A 22,549-nucleotide genomic window follows, 5' to 3' on the forward strand; every position below is an offset into this window, starting at 1 on the left:
GCCTGATCAGGCGGCTCGCGTGGAAGGCTCGCGTTGAAAACTCAGTGGCGCAACGCGCGCCATTGACCGGGCGCCAGCCCGAAACGCCGCGTAAAAGCGTGCGTGTAAGCGCTCTGATCGCCGAAGCCGATCTCCAACGCGATGTCGGTCAAAGAACGGCGCGGATCGGCGAGCAGCGTAATCGACGTATCGAGCCGCAGCCGCTGCAAATAGCGATGCGGCGTTTCGCCGAAGGCTTCGATAAAAAGCTGATGAAAGCGCCGCATGCCGAAGCCGCAATGCGCGGCGAGGTCGGCCATGCGCAGCGGCTCCGATAGATGCGCGCGCAGCCAGCAGTCGATACGCGCGAAATCGAGGCCGGCGCCGGGCGCTTGCGTCCCAGCTGTCGTGCCTGCGTCGGCGACCAACGCTGCGCCTAAGCGCGCCGCGGCGTCCCAATGAAAACGCCGGGTATCCAGATCGTCGCCTTGGGCGCCGCCCGTGGCATGCGCCGCAATCCGATGCACGAGCTCCGTGAGCGAGGCATCCACCGTGACAGCCCGCGCGCGGTCGAACAGACGTTCCGGCATGGCCAGCGAGGCGGCCGGCAGATCCAGCACCAACTGCCGGTTCTCGCCGACACCCGCATAATCGTGCCGCGCGCCCGCCGGAATGAGCCATGCGGAACCGGCGTCGATCTGCTGCGCGACGCCGTCCACGGCCATCACCATCGCGCCGTCGAGTCCGAGCACGACCTGATGAAAGTCGTGCACGTCCGACGCTTCGATCGCGCCGTATCGGCGCAACGAAACGCTAGGCGCGGTGACGGCGGCGTGACTCATTGGCAATGACCGATTGCAAAGCTGCGAAAAACTTAGACGCCGAGCAATTCGACTTCGAACACAAGCGTCGCATTCGGCGGAATCACGCCGCCCGCGCCGCGCACGCCGTAGCCGAGTTGCGGCGGAATCGTCAGCTTGCGCGTGCCGCCGACCTTCATGCCCTGCACGCCTTCGTCCCAACCCTTGATGACCATGCCACCGCCCAGCACGAAGGCGAACGGGTCATTGCGGTCCTTGCTCGAGTCGAACTTCTGGCCATCGGTCAGCCAGCCGGTGTAGTGCACGCTGACGGTCTTGCCGGCGACGGCTTCGGCGCCGGTGCCTTCAACGATGTCTTCATATTTCAGGCCGGATTCGGTAGTCACAGTCGACATGAGTCGCTCCTTAGGTCAAATCGTAAAACTCGACATTGTAGGCGCGTTGGCGCCGCATCGCCGAGGATTGCCGCGTGGCACGCGGTTTGCGGCCACCTTGGCCGTCCGGCCAGGGTGGTTGCGCCGGGCAGCATGCCTATAATTAGGCTTCTTTTAACAATTCATGTACCGGCTGAGAGGGCTCGATCGTGACAACGTCTTCTACCGGAGCCGGCGGCAGTCAGCCGGTTCGTCCCGGCTTCGCCGTATCCGAACGCACCGCGCATCTGCGGGCGGAGACCGCGCTGTTCATGCGCGACCACGTGCTGTCGCTGGTGTCGCACGATCTGCGCGGTCCGCTGAATGCGATTCATAGCTGGGCCTACGTGCTGGAGCGCAAGCTCGATGCGAACGACCCCAACTCGCAGCGCGCCGTGACCGGCATCCGGAATGGCGTAGACCAGCAGGTGAAGCTGCTCGAAACGATCGTCGACGCGACCCGCGCCGAAACCAAATCGCTGGCGCTCGCGTACAAACCGTTTCCGCTGCATCCTTTACTCGACGAAACCGCTGAAGAGGTGCGCTCAGGTTTGGCCCGCTCGCGCGGCGTCGAGATCGTCGTGAACTCGCAGCTTGCTACGGAGCAACTCAGCGGCGATCGGGAGCGCCTTGCCGCCGCCTTGTGGCTGATGCTCACCTTCGCCGTGGAAGCGAGCGCGGAGGGCGCAACCGTCGCGCTGGCCGCGCGTGCCGATGCTGCCACGTGGCACGCCACCGTTACCTTCAACGTGACAGCCGCTGCGCTGGACGATCCTTCGTTGCCGCATGTGCTTGAAGCATTCGCCCGCAAACAGGCGCGCGAACCGCGTGAAGCCAAACGGATCGCATGGGTATTCGCGCTGAGCAAGCGCGTCGCGGAAGCCCACGGCGGCAGTTTCGAGCAAAGCGACACGCAAGACGCCGAAGCGGCCACGCTCGCGCTGCGTGTGCCGCTCAGCGCGACGGCAACCGCGTGAGGGCCGGCTGTCGCAGCGTTTTCCCGTACGCGATTAACTTTCGTCGAGCTTTCACCCTTTATACTGACAACTTTTGTTGCCGGAGCTTGCCGCTTTGATCCAGGTTGTCGCCCTTATCGGTGCGTTGTTTCTCGTTGCCCTCAACGGTTTTTTTGTCGCCGCCGAGTTCGGTCTGGTCAAGCTGCGGCAGACGCGCGTGCAGAGCCTTGCCGTCAAGCACGGCATGCGCGGACGTTTGCTGGCGAAGGTGCATGGCCGGCTCGACGCCTATCTGTCGGCCTGTCAGCTCGGCATTACGCTGGCGTCGCTCGGGTTGGGCTGGATCGGCGAGCCGGCGTTTGCCGAACTGCTCACGCCGCTCTTCAGCCTGGCCGGCGTGGAGTCGGAGAAGCTGATCCACGGCATTTCGCTGTTCTTCGCGTTCTCGTGCATTTCGTTCCTGCACATCGTGGTGGGCGAACTGGCGCCGAAGTCGCTGGCAATTCGCGAAGCGGAGAAGGTATCGCTGTGGGCCGCCACGCCGCTCTACGGCTTTTACTGGGCGATGTATCCGGCGATCTGGGTGCTCAACTCCAGCGCCAACGCGGTACTGAAGCTCGCGGGACTGGACGCCGGCCACGGCCACGATTCGCACTATTCGACCGACGAACTCAAGCTGATCTTGCGCGGCCGCCGTGCCAATGTCGCGACTGAGTTCGGTTCGCCGGATGGCGCATACAGTCAGGACGAATGGAACACGATTGCGCATTCGCTGGATTTCTCGCGCATGACCGTGTCCGATCTGATGCGGCCTGCTTATGAAATGGTCGGCTTGCGGCGCGATTTGCCGTTGCGCGAGAACATGCAGGTGGTGGCGCGGCATCGCTTCAGCCGTTATCCGTTATTCGAAGACGCAGCTGGCGAGCGCGTGGCCGGCATGATTCACCTGAAGGATATGCTGCTGGCGCGCCACGCGGGCAGTACGCTCGACGATCTCTCCAAATATGCGCGGCCGGTGCAGTACGTCAAACCGGAGATGCCGGCGCTTGAGCTGTTTCGCCGCTTCCGGAAGGGCGCGCCGCATTTCGCGCTGGTCGGACACAAGAACTCGAAGCCGATCGGTTTTCTGACGCTCGACAATCTGCTGGGCGCGCTGGTCGGCCAGATTCATGACGAATTCCGGCAAGGCGACGCCGACTGGTCGCGTATGGACGATGGCACGTTGATGGGCAAGGGCAGCTTGCCGGTGGTGTCGCTGGAGCGCGCGTTGGGGATCGATATCGACGAGGGCAAGGCCGAATCGGTGGGCGGTATCGTGATTCAGGCGCTCAATGATCTGCCTGTTGAAGGGCAGAGGGTCGAATTCGATCGTTTCGACGTCGTCGTCAAGAAGATGAAGGGACCTCGCATTGTGCTCGTGCGGGTGTACCCGAAGGTTTTCGATGATGAAGGAGGGTGACAAGGTTTTTTCACCCGCGCCGCCTGAGGTTTCTTTTTTGCCTGCCCGCGCAGGCAAAAAACCTAAACCCTTGGTACGCCATCCTCCACCAGAACAGCCACCGGCATCCCTCCCAACGCATCGCGTAAAAACAGCAATCCGTTCTCATCGACCTTAGGCGCCGCCGGGCTTAACCAGTCGAACAAAGCCCGCCCAGCCAGATCAGCTGGCATTTCGACCGCCGTATCGTCCCATCTGGCCGGATCGACCAAAGGCAAATCGCCGTCGTCGCCCAGCAATCCAGTAGCGAGCCGGCTGGCAATAACCACAGCCCATGCATTCTCATGCCGCCGCGCGAACGCAATCGCCTGCGCCGCATGCCTGCCACGCACGGTTAATGGCAAATAGGTACTCTGACTCAGCAACTCCGGCAAATGCGCGCGCAGCGCCAGCACGCGCTGCACCACCGCGAGCTTCACGCGGCCGTCGCGCCAGCTCGGCAAAAATCCAGACGGCGGCGTCTGCACGAGCCACGCCTCGCGCTTTGCAAAATCCACCGGCCGGCGATTGTCGGGATCGACCAGACTGAAGTCCCACAGCTCAGTGCCCTGATAAAGATCGGGAATCCCTGGCGACGCCAGCCGCAACACCGTCTGCTGCAAGCTATTGAGCGCACCAGCGCGGTCAATCCGCGCGACGAACCCGGACAGCTCGCGCAAGAATCCGTCGCGCCGCTGCGGCGCGAGGATGTCGAACAGGAAGTCGCGGCATCCCGCTTCGTACGCTTCGTCAGGCGCGAGCCAGTTGGTTTGCTGCTTGGCTTCGCGCAACGCCTTCAGTTGCCATTGCGCGACGCGCCCGGCCAGTTCCTTGACGCCGGCTTCATCGTCCGGCGATAGCTCCGGCGGCCAGCAGCCCGCCAGCGTCTGATACAGCATCGCTTCGGCGGCGGGGCCAGGCGCCCAGTCGTAGCTAGCATCCTTGCTGACGCTGCTGATCGGCGTGCCGTCGAGCGCCCGGCGATGCGGCGCATTCAATGTCGACCACGCGCGCAATGTCGCGTTCCAGTCGTGCGCAATCTCGCTCAACACCGCGAGCCGCGCACGCACGTCTTCGCCGCGTTTGTGATCGTGCGTTGCGGTGGCGAGCATCGCGTGAGGAAAACGCTGCGAGCGCTCCAGATTCCCCGCATGAAACTGCTCAACCGACAACGCGAAGTCGCCCGGATCCGAGCCGACTTCGTTGCGCGACAGCAGACGGCCATAGCGATAGCACGCGGTGTCTTCAATCGCCTTCGCCGCGACCGGCGCGGTCAGTTGCGAAAACAGCGTTTGCGCGGTGCGCCGCGCGGAGCCGGCATAAATCGGCGGCGCGCTATTCTGACCCTGCGACGGTGCGTTAACCCGTGCATTCGGCACTTCTTCGGCGCTGCCGCCGAGCCATGCGCTCACGCGTTCGAGCACGACATGGTCCGCGCGCGATAGCGTTTCCTTCGCGCCGGCCAGCGCCTGTTCGAAATAGACGTTATCGGCGGCGCTGCGCAAGCCGTTCTGCGGATAAATCCGATACATCGGAAAATGCACGACCAGCTCGGTCAACACGCGCCGCAGCGCGGTGAAGGTGAAGTCGCGCGTCGTCAGAGAATCGCGCGCAATGCGATGCAATGCACGCGCCGCGCGATCCAGTTCCGCGCAGAGGTTTTCCGTGAGGATCTTGCGCCGTGCGGCTAAGGCCTCGTCCGCAAAACATGCGCTGCGGCCGGTGAGTTCGGCCCACGTCGTCGCGAGCGGCTCGGCGCCGGCCGGATCGTGCAGCAGTGCGCCTACGTCGTTCATGAAGTCGTAGCCGGTCGTGCCGTCCACTGGCCAATCGTCGCGCAACGGCTCGCCACGGCCCAGAATTTTTTCGACGACCACGTAGGGCGCGGTGTCGCGCAACTCAGTGAGGCGCTGCCGCAGACGCTGACAGTACTCGCGCGGCTCAGCGAGGCCGTCGATATGGTCGATCCGCAAACCGTCCACCACGCCTTCCTGGTACAGACGGAAAATCAGCGCGTGCACGGCTTCGAACACCTCGGGCCGCTCCACGCGCACGCCGGCTAGCGTGGAGATGTCGAAGAAGCGTCGCCAGTTCACTTCATCGGAAGCGGTGCGCCACCACGCCAGGCGGAAGTGCTGCCGTTCGATCAGGCGATGCAGCCGGTCACGCGTGACCGGGTCCTCCGGCGCATACGTTTCGAGCGCGATCTCGATCGCCGAGGCGCCCTGCTGCGCGGCGAACTCGCGCAGCAGGGCGCGTCCTTCGGCGGCGCGGGGCTGATCGGCGGGCTGCGTCGTCAGGCCCTCGAAGCGCTCGGCCAGCGCGGTGAGATCGGCGCGGTCGGCGCCTTGCAGAATCGACGCGTAATCGATCGGGCAAACGGGGAACACATGCGGACCGTAGCCGATATGGAAGCGCCCGGTATCGGCGGCGAAATGCAGCGCAATGCGGCCCGCCGCGAGTTCCTCGCCGTAGGGCGCGCCGAGCGCCGGCGCCAGCACCTTGCCGCGCAAAGCCGGATCGGGCGAATGCCAATCGACGTCGAAATGCCGCGCATACGCGCTGTGCCGGCCCCATTCGAGGATATCGAGCCACCACGCGTTGCTCGAGCCGCCGACGCCCATATGGTTCGGCACCACGTCGACGATCAGCCCCATGTTGCGCGCGTGCAGCTTGTCGACGAGGCGCTTGAGGCCGGCCTCGCCGCCGCATTCGGCGTTGACCTGGGTGTAGTCGACGGTGTCGTAGCCGTGCATCGAGCCTGGCTCGGCGGTTGTGATCGGCGACGCGTACAGGTGACTGATGCCGAGCGCGGCGAAGTATTCGACGTGCTTTGCGGCGTCGTCGAAGGTGAAGCCTCGATGGAATTGGAGGCGAAGCGTGGAGCTCGGGACGGTCATGGCGTATCAGGCTCCGAAGAAGCGTGAGTCGTAGAACGGATAGCGGCGCTGCGCGCGCGATCGACTGCCAGCAGGCGATCGCAAAACGTCGTGTCCTCGAATAGCGCGTCGATCGGCAAGCTCATGCGGCGGCGCCAGTTCGGATGCTCGTCGATCGAGCCAGGCAGATTCGGCTGCTCGACTTGCGCGAGCAGATCTTCGAGCGGGTAGGTGACGAGCGGCTCAGGCGTCGCGGCGACAAAGGCCAGCGCTTCGTCTACGGGCGCGTCGTCGGGCGGCGGCGCAGCGACGTCGGACGCGGCGACGCCGGCCTGCTGGAACGCGCTCCATAGTTCGGCGCGATCCGCGGCGCGTTCTTCCTGCGCGGCTTCCTCGGGGTCGCGGCCGTCGGCGCGCGCCATCGTCTGGCCAATCCGGTTGCGCCACGTGATGTCGCTGCCGCGCCACCAGCCCGCTACGGTCGGCAGATCGTGTGTCGTCGTGGTGCCCACCGCGTTGCGATCCCATGCGTGCGGCGGCTTGAAACCCTTGCCGTCTTGCGTGCGCTCGAACCAGAGCACGCGAATCCCGGCGATGCCGTGCTCGTCGAGCCGTTCGCGAAAACCGGACGGCACGGTGCCGAGATCTTCGCCGACCACGATCGAACGATGCCGCCACGATTCGAGCGCGATCAGCCGCAGCAGGTCTTCGAGCGGATAGCGCAGATAGGCGCCGTTGCGCGCGCTTTCGCCCTCCGGCACGAGCCACAAGCGCCGCAAGCCGAGAATGTGATCGATGCGGATGCCGCCCGCATGGGAGAACGCGGCGCGCAGCATGTCCATGAATGCGGAGAAGCCCTGCGTGCGCATCGCGCGCGGCGAAAAGGTGGTGAGGCCCCACGCCTGTCCCGCCTGATTGAACAGGTCGGGCGGCGCGCCGACCGACACGCCTTGCAGCATGTCGTCGCAATACGACCATGCATGGCTGCCGGCGCTGTCGCAACCGACCGCGAGGTCGGCGATCAGGCCGACGGCCATGCCTGCGTCGCAAGCCGCGTGCTGAGCGTGCGACAAACCCTTGGCGGCAAGCCATTGCAGGAAGAGATGAAACTCGACTTCATGGCGATTGGCTTGCGCAAATGCTTCGACTTCCGGACTGCGCGGATCGCGCAATGCTTCGGGCCAGTTGCGCCAGTGACCGTTGCCCCCTTTTTGCGCGAGTTGCGCGGCCTGCAACGCTTCGAATCGCGCGTGGTCTTCGAGTGCGCGGCCGGCGCGTTCGCAGAAGCCGTGAAACTCCAGCGCGCGCGGTGCGCCCTGCGCGCGTTCATGCGTGCAGAAGTTCTCGTACAGCGCGCGCAATACCTTCAGCTTCAACACAACCGCATTCGGCCAGTCGATCAGCGGCAAGTCTTCGAGCCTCGACCATGCATCGGCCGCTTGCGCGGCGTCGATCGCGGCGCGTGCCGCGTCCGCGCCGAACACCGCGGCAGGATCGATATGCGTGACGTTCAGCCACAAACGCGACGACGGCGAATACGGACTGAAGCGATGCGGCTCCGCGCTGAACATCGCATGTGTCGGGCTGACGGCGAGCGCATGCGCGCCACGCTTCGCGCTTTCGATCGCCAGCTGCGCGAGCGCCGAATAATCGCCGATGCCGCCGTCGCCCGTGCGGCGCAAGCCGTATAACTGCGCCGCGATGCTCCACAGCGGCGGCGTTTGCGCGGAGCCGCCGTGCCGCGTGCGCCATGCATCGGCAACGGTGTAGCAGCGCGAAGGCGCGACGGCCAGCGTCATGCGCTGCTCGTTGATCACGAGCGTGTGATAGCCGGGCTCGCTGATCGGCGTGAGCAAGGCCTGTTCGCCTTTGGGCGCGGTGAAGCGGCCGTCGATGATCGAGCCGCTTTCGAGTTCGATCCGGTAGTGGCTGTCGGACCTGATTGCGGCGGCAGGCAGCGCGATACCGCGTTCGACTTCGGCGGTCATCAGCGGCGGCAGTTTGCGGCCGGACAGTTCGGCTTCGAGCGCGGCGGCGCTTTGCCGAATCTCGGTGGCGTTACCGCACGGCAGCCCCATCCGTTCGAGCAGAACGGCGAGCGTATGCTTGGGCACATGCCGCGTCGCATGGTGCGCGTCGCGCCATTCCACCTCGAAGCCGGCGCGCGTGGCGAGGGCGGCGATCGTATCGTTCGGGCGGTGGGTCGGACTCACGCGTTGCGCTCCTGAACACCTGCGATGCGCGCATCGTGGCCGATGGCGTAGTCGCTGACGTTGCCGGTCAGCCATGCGACGAACGCGTGCGCGGGCAACACCCTGGTGTCGATCTGTTCGCGCACGCGCGGCGGCGTTTCGAAAATCACCTTGCCGGCGGGGACGTCGGCGAACGGCACGCTGTCGTTAGACAGATTCAACGCGATCGATAAAGTCTCGCCGTCGCCGAGTTTCCAACGCGCGATCAGCGCATTGGCATCAGCGCCGCTTTGCGCGGTCAACACCGTCGCGCCGAGCGCTTTCGAATGCTTCAGACGCGGCGTGATCAGCTTCGCCCGCACAGTGAGCGCGGATTTGTAGAAGTGCATCCATTCGAGGCGCTCTTTTACGTCTTCCAGTGCGCTCGCCTCGGCAAGCGCAGGCGGCGACGACGCAGCAAACGTCTTCGCATCGTTCGGATCGGGAATCTGTGCGCGGCGCTGTTCGTCGGCGAACGCTGAAAAGCGGGCGAACTCACGGCGGCGTCCTTCACGCACGCCGTCGGCGAGCTCGCCGGTGTAGTCGGTGAAAAACAGGAACGGCTGGGTCGAGCCGTATTCCTCTTCCATGAACAGCAACGGGATTTGCGGCGACAACAGCAGCAGGCCGGTCGCGGCGCGTAACGCGTCGTCTGATGTCAGCTTGCGCAGACGCTCGCCGAACGCGCGATTGCCGATCTGGTCGTGATTCTGCAAGAACATCACGAACGAGGTCGGCGACAGATGCTTGCTCGGTTCGCCACGCGGCGCACCGCCGTGAATCGGCGATGGGTCGCCCTGATACGCAAAGCCTTCCGACAGCACGCGCGCCAATCGGCGGATCGGCTGGTCCTCGTAGGCGTGGTAGTAGCCTTCGGTTTCGCCGGTCAGCAGAACGTGCAGCGTGTTGTGCGCGTCGTCGTTCCATTGCGCGTCGAAATGCGCTTCCAGCAGACTCGCGCTGTTGTGTTCGTTTTCCAGCACCAGATGCACGTGCCGCCCGTGCTGCGTCTTCGCGCGAATATGGTCGGACAATTCGCGCAGCCACGCGTGATCGCCGATCGCGTGCACCGCGTCGAAACGCAGGCCGTCGAAGCGATATTCATTGAGCCAGTACACCGCGTTGTCAGTGAAGAAATCGCTGACTTCGCTGCGGTCGAAGTCGATCGCCGGGCCCCACGGCGTATGTGTGCCGTCACGGAAAAACGAGCGCGCATACTGGTGCAGATAGTTGCCGTCAGGACCGAAGTGGTTGTAGACCACGTCGAGAAACACCATCAGACCGAGGCCGTGCGCCGCGTCGATCAGCGCTTTCAGCGCTTCGGGGCGGCCGTAGGCGGAATCCGGCGCATACGGCAGCACGCCGTCATAGCCCCAATTGTGCTTGCCGGAAAAATCGCTCAACGGCATCAACTCGATCGCGGTCACGCCGAGCGCGACGAGCGCCGGCAAGCGCTCCTGCACGCCCGCATAACCGCCTAGCGCGCCGACGTGCAGTTCGTACAGCACCGTTTCTTCCCACGGGCGGCCATGCCAGTGCGTGTTGTCCCAACAGTAGGCGCGCGGATCGATCACTTCGCTCGGACCGTGCACGTCTTGTGGCTGGAAGCGCGACGACGGATCGGGCACCGCAAGTTTGCCGTCGAGCCGGAAGCGATAGAGCGTACCCGCGCCGCAATCGGCGGTCGCTTCGAACCAGCCGTTGCCGGCGGGTGTCATGTCGTGCGCGCCTTGTGCTGGTCCGCTTTCGATTTCCACCTGCGCCGTTTTGCACGAAGGCGCCCAGAAACGAAACCGGGTACGCGGTTTCGTCCCCGCCGCGCCGAGCAACTGTGCGCCGAACGGCAGGCAATGTGCGTGGTGATGCGCGTGAGGATCAATCGGACATTCGGACATGATTTCGTCACCCTTCGGTTTTGCTATCGAGCCGCGCCTTACGTGTCTAACGAGTCTTATGCACCTTATTCACCCTATGCGTCGTGAAGCCGCCGCCCTGCTGTGCGTGCTGCCATGCGTGGACTGCTCACGCGGACGGCGACCTCTCGTCTCCCGCCGGTTGCGCCCCCGGATCCGGCGGCAGCGCCGTCAATAGCCGCGGCCCGTGCTGCGCGCCGGCTTTCCAGCCCGCCTGCCAATCCGCCTCACCGACCGGTTGCGCCGCCAGCATCACGAGGCTATGCGCGGCTACTTCGAGCTCTGCAACCGCCAACCGATGCGGCGCGCTTTCGGGCTCGGCGGTATCCAGCAGCACGTGCCATTCCAGGTGCGGTGGGGGAGGCGTAAAACGCAGCATGTGCGCCGACGCGTTGAGCATCATCAACAATACTTCCGTTTCGCCGTTCAAGCCTGGACCGGCGCGCCGCAGCGTAAACGCGCGGCCTTCCGGGTCCTGCCACGCTTCGATGGTCAGCGGATCGCCGTTCTCGTCGAACCAGCCGACGTCGAACAGGCCCGGCAACACTTCGCGGTCGCCGAACAGAAAGCGCGTCTCGCGCAGCAGCGGATGCTGTTTGCGCAGCGCGGTCACCCGCGCGACGAACTCGGTCATCCTGCGCCCTTCCGGCGCCTGCGCGCGCTCCCAATCGAGCCATGATAGTTCGTTATCCTGGCAGTACGCATTGTTATTGCCGTTCTGCGTGCGCAGCAATTCGTCGCCGGCCAGCAGCATCGGCGTGCCGAGCGCCATCAGCAACGTGGCGGTCAGCGAGCGGGCCACGCGTGCGCGGGTTTCGAGAGTCTGCGGATCGTCGGCGGGGCCTTCGACGCCCCAATTGCGGCTGCAATTTTCATTGTGACCGTCGTTGTTGTCTTCGCCATTCGCTTCGTTGTGCTTGTGCTCGTACGCCGTGATGTCGGCGAGCGTAAAACCGTCATGCGACGCGACAAAATTGACCGATGCCCACGGCTTCCTGAAGCGCCGGTTGAACAGATCGGCCGAGCCGGTCAGACGCGCGGCGAGGTCGGGCCGCAAGCCGGCGTCGCCGCGCCAGAAACGGCGCACGGTGTCGCGGAAACGGTCGTTCCATTCGGCGAATCCAGGCGGGTGATTGCCGAGCTGATAGCCACCCGGGCCGATGTCCCACGGCTCGGAAATCAGCTTGCGTTGCGAGAGGACCGGGTCCTGGCGCAAGGCGTCGAAAAAACCGGAACCCGGATCGAAGCCGTGGTGCTCGCGGCCGAGCGTCACGCCGAGATCGAAACGGAAGCCGTCGATATTGAACGCGGTCGACCAGTAGCGCAGCGAATCCATCACCATTTGCAGCACGCGCGGATGCTGCAGGTTCACAGTGTTGCCGCAGCCCGTGTCGTTGATGTTGTGGCGTTCGTCGCCGGGAATCAACCGGTAGTAGCTGGCGTTGTCGAGCCCGCGCCACGACACGGTCGGCCCCATTTCGTTGCCTTCGCAGGTGTGGTTGTAGACCACGTCGAGAATCACCTCGATGCCGGCCGCGTGCAACTGACGCACGGCAATGCGCATTTCGTCGAGCCGGTGCGTGCTCAGATACGACGGCTCCGGCGCAAAGAACGCCGCCGTGTTGTAACCCCAGTAGTTGCGCAGGCCGCGCTCCACCAGAAAGCGGTCGTTCAGAAGCGCATTCACCGGCAGCAGTTCGATGGCGGTGACGCCGAGCTTCAGCAAATGCGCGATGAATTCCGGCGCAGCCAATGTGGCGAACGTACCGCGTTCATGCTGGCGCAAATCGCTGCGCAGCATCGACGCACCGCGCACATGCGCCTCGTAGATGATGGTTTCGCCCCATGGCACATTCGGGCGCCGGTCGTGCGACCAGTCGAACGCTTCGTCGACCACGACGCACTTCGGCATGGCCGGCGCCGAATCGCGCCGGTCGATGGAAAGGTCCGCGCGATTCGAATGCACGCGGTAGCTGAACAGCGCATCGGACCAGCGAAACCGCCCAACCAGTTTGCGCGCGTACGGATCGAGCAGCAGCTTGTGCGGATTGAAGCGGTGACCATGTTGCGGCTGATACGGACCATGCGCGCGAAATCCGTATGCGGTGCCGGGATGCGCGTTCGGCAGATAGCCGTGCCAGACTTCGTCGGTGCATTCGGGCAGCATGAAACGCCGGAGTTCCTTGCGGCCGGTGGGGTCGAACAGACAAAGCTCGATTTTCTGCGCGTTCGCCGAGAACACCGCAAAGTTGACCCCGAGGCCGTCCCAGCTGGCGCCGAGCGGATAGGGCGAACCCGGCAGAAGCCGGTCGGGCATTGCATGCGACATGGTTCCCCTTCCTTGTTCTGATTTATGGACGCTATCGTGGGTCGTCATGCAACGAGCGCGCGACGCATGCGCCGCGCGCTCGTATACGGCACATCCACGGCGCATCGATCAATCCGCGCGCAAAACGATTGTCGCCAGCGGCGGCAAAATCAGCGAAGCGGAATACGGCCTGCCGTGGCTCGAGATTTCCTCGCTGTGAACCAGCCCGCCATTACCCATGTTCGAGCCGCCATACACGCCGGCGTCGGTATTCAGCACTTCGACCCAGCGGCCGCCGTGCGGCATGCCGATCCGGTAGCCGACCCGCGGCATCGGCGTCATATTGCAGACCGCCACCAGTTCGCGGCCCGCGCCGTCGCTGCGGCGATAGGCGAATACGCTGTTGCTGCTGTCGTCGCCGATCAGCCATTCGAAGCCGCCGGGTTCGCAGTCGAGCTGATGCAGCGCCGGCTCCTGGTGGTACAGATGATTCAGGTCGCGCACGAGTTTCTGCACGCCGTGATGGTTCGGATCGTCGAGCAGATGCCAATGCGGCGACGTGTCGTGATCGAATTCCGCCATCTGGCCGAATTCGTCGCCCATGAACAGCAGCTTCTTGCCCGGATGCGTCCACATGAAGCCGAGGTACGCGCGCAGATTGGCGAAGCGTTGCCACGTGTCGCCGGGCATCTTGCCGAGCAGCGAGCCCTTGCCGTGCACCACTTCGTCGTGCGAGAGGGGCAGCACGAAGCGCTCCGAGTACGCGTACACCATGGCGAACGTCATCTCATGGTGATGGTATCGGCGGTGGATCGGGTCTTCGTGCATGTAGTGCAGCGTGTCGTGCATCCAGCCCATGTTCCACTTGAACTGGAAGCCGAGGCCGCCGTCTTCCACACGCGCGGTGACGCCGGGCCACGCGGTCGATTCCTCGGCGATCGTCATCGCGCCGGGCACGCCCGGCACATAGCCGACCTCATGATTCAGCCGCTTCAGGAACGCGATCGATTCGAGATTCTCACGCCCGCCGTAGATGTTCGGCACCCACTCGCCGGCGGCGCGCGAGTAATCGCGATACAGCATCGAGGCGACCGCATCCACCCGCAAACCGTCGACGTGATAGCGCTTGAGCCATGCCAGCGCGGAGGCGATCAGGAACGCGCTCACCTCGTTGCGGCCGAGGTTGTAGATCATCGTGTCCCAGTCCTGGTGAAAGCCTTCGCGCGGATCGGCGTGCTCGTAGAGCGGCGTGCCGTCGAAGTCGACCAGACCGTGCGCGTCGTTTGGGAAATGCGCGGGCACCCAGTCGAGAATCACGCCGATACCGGCCTCATGCGCCTGGTTGACGAACGCGGCGAACCGCTCGGGTTTGCCGAAACGTGCCGACGGCGCGAACTGCCCGAGCGGCTGGTAGCCCCAGGAACCGCCGAACGGATGCTCGGCGATCGGCATGAATTCGACGTGCGTGAAGCCCATGCTCTGCACGTACGGAATCAGGCGTTCGGCGAGTTCTTCCCAGTTGAGACCGCGCTGGCCTTCTTCAACGACGCGCAGCCAGGATTCGGCATGCACTTCGTAGATCGAGATCGGTGCGCGTGCGGTTTGCCTGGCGGCGCGCGACTCGATCCACGCTTGATCGGTCCATTGAAACTGCTCGATTTCGTCGACCTGCGCGACCACCGAGGCGGTGCCGGGCGGCTGTTCCGTTTGCATTGCGCACGGATCGGCCTTCAACGGCAATGGATGGCCGTCGCGGGCGAGCAACTCGTATTTGTAGCGCGTGCCCACACCGACGCGCGGCACGAACAACTCCCACACGCCGGCCTGATGGCGCAGCCGCATCGGATGGCGGCGGCCGTCCCACGCATTGAAGTCGCCGACCACCGAGACGCGCCGCGCGTTCGGCGCCCACACGGCGAAGCGCACGCCAGGCACGCCGTCTATTTCCATCGGACGTGCGCCGAGACATTCGAGCACCGCATATGGATCGCCGCCGGCGAGACGCCCCAGCGGTTCGTCGCCAAGCACGGGGCCGAATGAATAGGTGTCTTCGATCTCCTGCACCGCGCCGTGCCAGTCGATGCGCAAGCGGTACTGCGCCGCGGACGTGACGCGGCCGGCAAACAGTCCGGGCCGCAGCTGCTGAAGCTCGCCGAGCGTCGTGCCGTCGGCGCGCGTAATCACGCTGACGTGCGCGGCGTTCGGCAGCAACGCGCGCACCACCGGACCCGCGTCCGTGTGATGCAGCCCGAGCTGCGAAAAAGGATCTGGATGACGCGCCTCGACGAGCGCATCGATATCGAGCGGTTGAAGGCCCGAGGCCGGATCGTGCTCACTCATAGTCGCCCTCGGTCGGGTTAGGCGGTGCGCCGGCGCCGGGCGCCTGGTTGGATGAATCGTGGGCCGGCGTGCCGGTGTAGTCGAGCAAACGGCTGGCGAGCGCGGCGAGGCCGCGTACCGGCAAACCGAGCCACGTCGGACGATTGGCCGCTTCGTAACAAATTTCGTAAGCGGCCTTCTCGATCAGGAGCAGATCGAGCAAGCCCTGCTCCGATTCCGCGGCGACCAGCGGCGGCTCCGCGGTGGCGATCGCGGCGCGGTACTCCTTCAGGAACGCTTCCGCCGCGCTCGCGCGGAAGCGCTCGAACAGCACACGCTTGCGATCGGCGGTTTGCTGCGGCGCGCTTTCCATCGTCGACTGCGCCGCCGCGCTCGCGTACGACAGCGAGCGCAGCAAACCGGCCACGTCGCGCCACGGGCTCGACTTCTGACGCCGCTCTTCGAGCGTACGGGCAGGCTCGCCTTCGAAGTCGATCAGATACGCGTCGCCCTGCGCGACCAGCACCTGACCCAGATGGAAGTCGCCGTGAATGCGGATGCGCAAGGCGCCTGCGTCGGCCGGCACGAGCTTGTTGACGGCTTTGGTGAGTGCCGCGCGACGGTCCATCAGGCTTTGTGCCAATGCCTGGGTTTCCGGGTCGGTCATTTGATCGATGCGCTGCGCGAGCAGATCGAGCGCGGCGGCGAGCATCGCTTGCGTGCCGTCGATCCACGCCTTGACCTGTTCGGCGCTCGCGCGCTCCGGTGCGAAGGCCGGGTCGTCGGTAGGCGAGGCGAGCGCCACGTGCAACTCGCCGAGCCGCTTGCCGATGGTGCTGGCCAGCGTGCTATAGCTTTCCACCAGAATCGCTTCGTTGTCGCGATCGGGCGATTGCGCATCCGCATCGACGGCGAGCGCCAGCTCGTCGACCGAGCGGCGCAGGAAGTCGAGCGACCAGTTCCAGGCGTCGCCCTGATTGTCGATATAGCCTTGCAGGATAGCCAGCGTATGCGGTACGCCTTCGGGATCCACGCGCACCACTTCGCCATACAGCGGCGCGGTGTAGGCATAACCGAGCTGGGTCAGATAGCGGCTGATTTCCGCTTCCGGATGAATGCCGCTCACGAGGCGCCGCACCAGCTTCAGGACGGCAGCGTCGGCGATGATCAGCGAACTGTTGCTTTGCTCGGCGGCGAGCCAGCGAACTTCGGGCTGCTCGCCAAGATGCTCGAGTTCGGCGAATCGCGCGGTTGGGACGAACCTGATTTCGCTCTTCTGCACCGTCGGAATGACCGCGCGTTCGCGCAGCTTGCGCAGCACGCCGTGCGCGAAGATCGGCAGCGCGAATGCGTCGGTCAGGTGACCGACGTTGCGGCCGCGGCGCACGCGCGCGAGCGCCAGCTGGATGAATAGCGGCGTGGTGGTTTCGCCGCCCCAGGTGATCGCGATCGGCACCACGTAGCGCTCGGTGTGATCACCCACGTCCGCTTCGATTTCGGTGAACGCGAAGCCGCCGTTCGGAATCGTGGTCAGCGCGGCGAGGCGCACGGCATGCATCTTCTGATCCTTCGATGCAAACCAGCGGCGCCGGCTCAGCCATGACGGCAGCACTTCGGATTCCAGCAGACGGACATTCTCCGGCGTCGGGCCGGTCTGGCCTTCGCGGATCACGATCGTGACGAATTCGGGCAGCGGCTCGGAATGCGCTTGCGCCCACGTCGGACGCTGGCTGCCCTCGCACAGCATGAACCACAGAAAGCCGTACGGCGGGAAGGTCAGCAGATAGGTGAGCTGGCCGATCGCGGGGAACACGGAATCCGCCGTCATTTCGATCGGCACCGAGCCGTTGAATTCCGACAGGTCGAGTTCCACCGCTTGCGGTGCGCGCGACAGATTCGCGACGCACAGGATCGGTGGTTCGCCCGGCATCTCACGCAGGTACGCGAGAATCTTGCGGTTTTCCGGCTTCAGGAAGCGGATCGTGCCGCGTCCGAAGGTTTGTTTCGCGCGGCGCGTGGCAAGCATGCGCCGCGTCCAGTTCAGCAGCGAATGCGGATCGCGGCTTTGCGCTTCGACGTTGACCGCGTCGAAGCCGTACAGCGAACCCATCACCGGCGGCAGCACCAGTTGCTCAGGATCGGCGCGCGAGAAACCGCCGTTGCGATCCGACGACCATTGCATCGGCGTGCGTACGCCGTCGCGGTCCCCGAGGTGGATGTTGTCGCCCATGCCGAGTTCGTCGCCGTAATAGATCACGGGCGTGCCGGGCATCGACAGCAGCAGCGAATTGATCAGCTCGATACGGCGGCGGTCGCGTTCCATCAGCGGCGCGAGGCGGCGGCGAATGCCGAGATTCAGGCGTGCGCGGCGGTCGCTCGCATACGTGTTCCACAGATAATCGCGCTCCGAATCGGTGACCATTTCGAGCGTCAGTTCATCGTGATTGCGCAGGAAAATCGCCCACTGATTCGTTTCGGCGAGGTCCGGCGTTTGCCGCATGATGTCGGTGATCGGGAAGCGGTCCTCGCTCGCGATCGACATGTAGATGCGCGGCATCAGCGGGAAGTGGAACGCCATGTGGCATTCGTCTTCGTCGCCGAAATACTCTTTCACGTCTTCCGGCCACTGGTTCGCTTCGGCGAGCAGCATCCGGTTCGGATATTCGGCGTCGATGGTCGCGCGGATCTTCTTCAGCACCGCGTGCGTTTCCGGCAGGTTCTCGTTGTTGGTGCCTTCGCGTTCGACCAGATACGGCACGGCGTCGAGCCGCAGCCCGTCGATCCCCATATCGAGCCAGAAGCGCATCACATGCAGCACCTCGCGCAGCACGGCGGGGTTGTCGAAATTCAGATCAGGCTGGTGCGAATAGAAACGGTGCCAGTAGTAAGCGCCCGCAACCGGGTCATGCGTCCAGTTCGACGGTTCCGCGTCAATAAAGATGATCCGTGTCTCCGTGTACTTCTGATCGGTGTCCGACCACACGTAGTAGTTGCGATAATTCGAGCCCGGTTTCGCACGCCGCGCGCGCTGAAACCACGGGTGCTGATCCGACGTGTGGTTGATCACCAGTTCGGTAATCACGCGGATGCCGCGCGCATGCGCTTCCTGAATGAAGCGCTTCACGTCGGCGAGCTGGCCGTAGTCGGGGTGCACGTTGCGGTAATCGGCAATGTCGTAGCCGTCGTCGCGACGCGGCGACGGGTAGAACGGCAGCAGCCAGATCGCGTTCACGCCGAGTTCGGCGATGTAGTCGAGTTTCGCGATCAAGCCCGGAAAGTCGCCCACACCGTCGTTGTTCGCGTCGAAGAACGACTTGATGTGCACCTGATAAATGATCGCGTCTTTGTACCAGAGCGGGTCGTCGCTGAGGGCGGCGGGTTTGCCGCGCCGTGCCGTCCGCACTTTCGCCGTGCTGCCGGTGGCTGCGCTCGAATGGGCTTGCGACGTGGTTGGGGCTGGATCGTCACGCTTCATGTCGCACCTTCCGTTGGGGTTGGGTTGCCAGCGTCGTCTGCGTGATAGCCGCTGTCGGCATCGTCCGGGCGGTCGGCGGGCAGGCCGCCGAGCGGCGCGATGCGCCAGATCGAGAAAGGCTGGCCCGAACCGAGTTGCACGTGCTGCCAGCGGCCATGCCATTCGAAGCGCGCACCCGTCATCTGATCGGTCACTTCCAGCGTGCCGTGGTCGTGCAGATGCCAACGCTGGAAAGTGTCCCACGACAATTCGATATCGGCGCCCTGTTCGTTGAACGGGTCGAGGTTGATCGCGACAAGGATCACGTTGTCGCGTGCTTCGGTCGCTTTCTCGAAGAACAACACGTTGTCGTTGTGCGCGGGCAGGAACGTGAGACCGAGGTGCGTTTGCAGCGCCGGGTTCGCGCGGCGGATCCGGTTCAACGCGCTGATCTCGCCGACGATGTTGCCGGGCCGGTGCCAGTCCCATGCGCGCAGCTGATACTTCTCGGCGTCGAGATATTCCTCGCTGTTCGGCAGCGCGGCCGCCTCGCACAACTCGAAGCCGCAGTACACGCCCCACGAACCGGCGAGGGTTGCCGCCAGGGCCGCGCGAATCAGAAAACCCGAACGCCCTGACGATTGCAAATGACGCGGATTGATGTCCGGCGTATTGACGAAGAAGTTCGGCCGATAAAAATCACGCGCATTGGTTTGCGTGAGTTCGGTCATGTACTCGATGAAATCGCGCTTCGATTCGCGCCACGTGAAATACGTGTACGACTGCGAGAAGCCGATCTTGCCGAGGCGGTTCATCATGCGCGGCCGCGTGAACGCTTCGGCGAGAAAGATCGTGTCGGGATAGCGCGAGCGGACGTCGTCGATCATCCATTCCCAGAACGGCAGCGGCTTGGTGTGCGGATTGTCGACGCGGAAAATGCGCACGCCCGCTTCGATCCAGAACAGGATCACGTCGCGCAAAGCGAGCCACAAGTCGGGCTTGGCGTCGTGCGTATAGAAGTCGGGATTGACGATGTCCTGGTACTTCTTCGGCGGATTTTCCGCGTAACGCAGCGTGCCGTCGGGGCGCCAGGCGAACCACGTCGGATGCTCTTTCAGCCACGGGTGATCGGGTGCGCACTGGATCGCGAAGTCGAGCGCGATTTCGAGGCCGTGCGCGTGCGCGGCGGCCAGCATTGTCTTGAAGTCGTCGAGCGTGCCGAGTTGCGGATGCACGGCAGTGTGGCCGCCTTCCGCCGCGCCGATCGCATACGGGCTGCCGACGTCGCCCGGTTGCCCGTTCAGCGTGTTGTTGCGGCCCTTGCGATTGGCGCGGCCGATCGGGTGGATCGGCGGGAAGTACAGCACGTCGAAACCCATGTCGCGCACGCGCGGCAGCTTCGTGATCACATCGGCGAAGGTGCCGTGGCGCGATTCGTCGTCGCTCATCGAACGCGGGAAGATCTCATACCAGCTCGCGAAGCGCGCGGCGGTGCGCTCGGCCTCGATCTTGTAGACGATCGGATCGCGGCTCAGGTACGGGCGGTGCCGCGCGGCCGTCATCGCCTTCGCCGTGCCCGGCGCGAGGATCAGCGCGAGCTTCGCGTCGGGGCCGGCCTTGGCGAAGTCCTTGACGATCTGTTCGAGCGGCTTGGTGACCGCGCCGTCAGACGTTTCCACCTCGGCGAGCACCAGCGCGAACAGGTGCGCAGCTTCTTCGAGTTCGATCTCGACGGTTTGGCCGGCCTTCAGCTTCTTCTCGATGTGTTCGACCAGCGACGCGAAGTCGTCGCGCCACGCAATCACGGTGAACTCGTGGCGGCCGAGGCGTTCGAGCGGAATGCGCGCCCGCCAGAGGTCGAGGCCGGCCGGCGGCGCGGGGTCCATCGGCACTTCGTGCCATGCGGTTTCGTCGGCGGCGCGCCAGATCACGGCGGCAGCGATCTTGTCGTGACCTTCGGCGAAGATCGCCGCGCCGATCTCGACGCGCTCGCCCACCGTGCGCTTGACCGGAAAGCGTCCGTTATCGACCGAGGGCGTCACGCTTTCGATCGCCACGCGCGGCGCGGCGATCGCTTCCATGACGGTCTTGTGGCCGCTGCGCTTGCCGCTCGCCTTGTCGATCGGCGGCGCGAGACGGATCGGCTCGTCGGCCACCGCGCGGAACAGGCGGATCGCGCCGGGCTTGAGCGCGAACGGCGTCAATCCGGCGGGTTCGACATGGCCTGGCGCTTCGAGCGGCACAAAGCGCGTGAAGTTGCCCGGCACGCCGCCGAGGAAGCGCGCCGGATCGACGCGCACCGGCGCGCCGAGTTCGGGATTGATCGCGATCAGGATTGCTTCGCCGGCGTCGCGCAGGTCGGGGTTGTCGGCGCGCAGCAGCACGGCCGCGGGTGCGCCCGGACCGCTGAGCGGACGCAATTCGCCATTGGCCTGCAGTACCTTCGTATTGCGCACCATCGCGTTCGCCAGCGAGATCTGCTCCGAGAGGTCGAATTTCTTCGACTGACAGGCAAGGGCATATTGCGAGGCGTTGCCGCGCGTTTGCCACATCGGCTCCGTCACGCCGTATTCGAAGCCCATTGGCATCATCCAGCCGGCGCCGGTCGAGGCCGCCGTGAACAGCCCGCGACGATAAGCCCGCTCGACGATGGCGGCGTCGTGCGCATCGTTCAGATCGGCGGCGAGCCGCGTGCCGTAAGGGGCTTCGGGAAACGCGACAGGTGCGCCGACGCGCGCGAGCGCCGCATGGTCTTCGACCATCCAGCCGGCGCGGAAGTCCCACCAGCGCACCGACGAGAACACGCTGTCGAAGCCCGCGTCTTCAAGGCCGAGCAGGTCGCCGCGCGCGAGACCCGGCGTCGCAGCGAGGAAGCGCACCTCCGGATGCCGCGCGCGCACCGCCTCGCCGAGTTGCCGCCAGACCGCAGCCGGCACGCGGTGCGGCGAATCGAAACGGAAACCGCCGACGCCCGCGTCGGCCAGCGCCAGCAGTTGACGCGTCCACCAGCCGGCTAGCGCCGCGCTGCTGCCGGCGTCGTTGAAGTTCGCGTAGGCGACGTTGTCCTCGCGATGCGCATGGCGTGGATCGAGCCGCGCCTCTGCGGATTCGAACGGATGGAACCAGCCGGGATGTTCGGCGTACAACGCGCCATCGGCGGCCATCCGGTCGATCACGAGGTCGACCAGCAAGGTCAAGCCGTTCTGACGGGCGGCATCCGCGAGCGTCCTGATTGCCGCGGTGGCCGGTTGCTGCGTCTCGAACACTGGATGCACCTGGCCGTGATTGCCGACCACCTGTCCATGTCCCGCCCGGCCCGGCTCGAAGAGGCTGCCGATCAGCGCGTGATCGAAGCCCAGCGCGGCCGCATGAGCGAATTGCGCAGGCCAGGCATCGAGCGGCCCAACGAGGAGTGAATGAAAAAAGTAGATCCGCGGCGCATACCCGTTTGGAGATTCCATCGGTCTTTTCCAGATTCGTCCTGCTGCGGTGTGGATGCAATTGACATGCGATCACAGCGCTCATTGGGCTTCCAGAGCCGGCTGCCCGCGCGATGCGTGAAGCGAGGGCGCGTACTGGTCAATGTAGTGCAAAGATCGTCATGCCGCTGGCCAGTAACAGGTGCTTTGACGCCAGAGGCCGATTGCACGGGAGTTGGCCAGATCGCTCGGCAATACACATGGCAAACCACAGCAAACGCTGTGCCAGCGAGTTTTGGACCGGGGCGGAAGGGCGCGAAGCGTGCGCCCGAAGGGTGGGGCGCAGCGGGGGGATGGCTGGCGGCGGCAATCGGGCCCAA

The 22,549-nt window shown here is 64.8% G+C and carries 11 protein-coding genes; 2 read left to right on the forward strand and 9 right to left on the reverse strand.

All coding sequences use genetic code 11. The features are described from left to right. Nucleotides 1–41 precede the first annotated feature (41 nt). Both AC3WLT_RS27130 and AC3WLT_RS27135 read right to left on the reverse strand, forming a co-directional pair. Nucleotides 42–821: a helix-turn-helix domain-containing protein gene (locus tag AC3WLT_RS27130; RefSeq protein ID WP_492594754.1), complete on the reverse strand. Its 780-nt coding sequence runs from the start codon at nucleotides 819–821 to the stop codon at nucleotides 42–44. 32 nt (nucleotides 822–853) lie between these two features. Further along, nucleotides 854–1,195 (reverse strand): FKBP-type peptidyl-prolyl cis-trans isomerase, encoded by a 342-nt coding sequence (locus AC3WLT_RS27135; RefSeq protein ID WP_027803023.1) that lies wholly within the window; start codon nucleotides 1,193–1,195, stop codon nucleotides 854–856. 188 nt (nucleotides 1,196–1,383) lie between these two features. Between AC3WLT_RS27135 and AC3WLT_RS27140 the strand changes: the two genes are divergently transcribed. Further along, complete coding sequence (locus AC3WLT_RS27140) at nucleotides 1,384–2,190, forward strand: sensor histidine kinase (RefSeq protein WP_492594755.1); 807 nt, start codon at nucleotides 1,384–1,386, stop codon at nucleotides 2,188–2,190. Between the two features lie 94 nt (nucleotides 2,191–2,284). Beyond that, nucleotides 2,285–3,628: a hemolysin family protein gene (locus AC3WLT_RS27145; RefSeq protein WP_492594756.1), complete on the forward strand. Its 1,344-nt coding sequence runs from the start codon at nucleotides 2,285–2,287 to the stop codon at nucleotides 3,626–3,628. Between the two features lie 62 nt (nucleotides 3,629–3,690). Here the strand turns inward: AC3WLT_RS27145 and treY are convergent, their stop codons facing one another. From treY to AC3WLT_RS27180, 7 genes are all read right to left on the reverse strand, one after another. Then, nucleotides 3,691–6,546, reverse strand: coding sequence for a malto-oligosyltrehalose synthase (gene treY, locus AC3WLT_RS27150; RefSeq protein ID WP_492594757.1), 2,856 nt, complete (start codon nucleotides 6,544–6,546; stop codon nucleotides 3,691–3,693). Further along, complete coding sequence (malQ, locus tag AC3WLT_RS27155; RefSeq protein ID WP_492594758.1) at nucleotides 6,543–8,738, reverse strand: 4-alpha-glucanotransferase; 2,196 nt, start codon at nucleotides 8,736–8,738, stop codon at nucleotides 6,543–6,545. The genes treY and malQ overlap by 4 nt, the downstream gene beginning before the upstream one ends. Next, the gene (gene treZ, locus AC3WLT_RS27160; protein WP_492594759.1) at nucleotides 8,735–10,651 is read right to left on the reverse strand and encodes a malto-oligosyltrehalose trehalohydrolase; all 1,917 of its coding nucleotides are present in this window, start codon (nucleotides 10,649–10,651) and stop codon (nucleotides 8,735–8,737) included. The genes malQ and treZ overlap by 4 nt, the downstream gene beginning before the upstream one ends. A 127-nt stretch (nucleotides 10,652–10,778) precedes the next feature. Continuing rightward, a complete protein-coding gene (gene glgX / locus AC3WLT_RS27165; protein ID WP_492594760.1) occupies nucleotides 10,779–12,998 on the reverse strand; it encodes a glycogen debranching protein GlgX in 2,220 nt (739 codons plus the stop codon). A 108-nt stretch (nucleotides 12,999–13,106) separates the two neighbouring features. Beyond that, nucleotides 13,107–15,317 carry a 1,4-alpha-glucan branching protein GlgB gene (gene glgB, locus AC3WLT_RS27170; protein WP_492594761.1) on the reverse strand — a complete coding sequence of 737 codons (2,211 nt, stop codon included), beginning with the start codon at nucleotides 15,315–15,317 and terminating at the stop codon, nucleotides 13,107–13,109. Further along, entirely contained in the window at nucleotides 15,310–18,771 is a 3,462-nt protein-coding gene (gene treS / locus AC3WLT_RS27175; RefSeq protein ID WP_492594762.1) for a maltose alpha-D-glucosyltransferase, read from the reverse strand. Before treS ends, glgB begins: the two co-directional genes overlap by 8 nt. Then, entirely contained in the window at nucleotides 18,768–22,211 is a 3,444-nt protein-coding gene (locus tag AC3WLT_RS27180) for a maltotransferase domain-containing protein (protein ID WP_492594763.1), read from the reverse strand. Before AC3WLT_RS27180 ends, treS begins: the two co-directional genes overlap by 4 nt. Nucleotides 22,212–22,549: the final 338 nt, after the last annotated feature.

Source organism: Paraburkholderia sp. FW306-2-2C-D06C, from assembly GCF_058781505.1.

What these genes read in the sequence shown, in the direction of transcription:
- AC3WLT_RS27130 (WP_492594754.1), bottom strand. Translation starts at nt 821, where the DNA reads ATGAGTCACGCCGCCGTCACCGCGCCTAGCGTTTCGTTGCGCCGATAC.
- AC3WLT_RS27135 (WP_027803023.1), bottom strand. Translation starts at nt 1,195, where the DNA reads ATGTCGACTGTGACTACCGAATCCGGCCTGAAATATGAAGACATCGTT.
- treY (WP_492594757.1), bottom strand. Translation starts at nt 6,546, where the DNA reads ATGACCGTCCCGAGCTCCACGCTTCGCCTCCAATTCCATCGAGGCTTC.
- treZ (WP_492594759.1), bottom strand. Translation starts at nt 10,651, where the DNA reads ATGTCCGAATGTCCGATTGATCCTCACGCGCATCACCACGCACATTGC.
- glgX (WP_492594760.1), bottom strand. Translation starts at nt 12,998, where the DNA reads ATGTCGCATGCAATGCCCGACCGGCTTCTGCCGGGTTCGCCCTATCCG.
- glgB (WP_492594761.1), bottom strand. Translation starts at nt 15,317, where the DNA reads ATGAGTGAGCACGATCCGGCCTCGGGCCTTCAACCGCTCGATATCGAT.
- treS (WP_492594762.1), bottom strand. Translation starts at nt 18,771, where the DNA reads ATGAAGCGTGACGATCCAGCCCCAACCACGTCGCAAGCCCATTCGAGC.
- AC3WLT_RS27180 (WP_492594763.1), bottom strand. Translation starts at nt 22,211, where the DNA reads ATGGAATCTCCAAACGGGTATGCGCCGCGGATCTACTTTTTTCATTCA.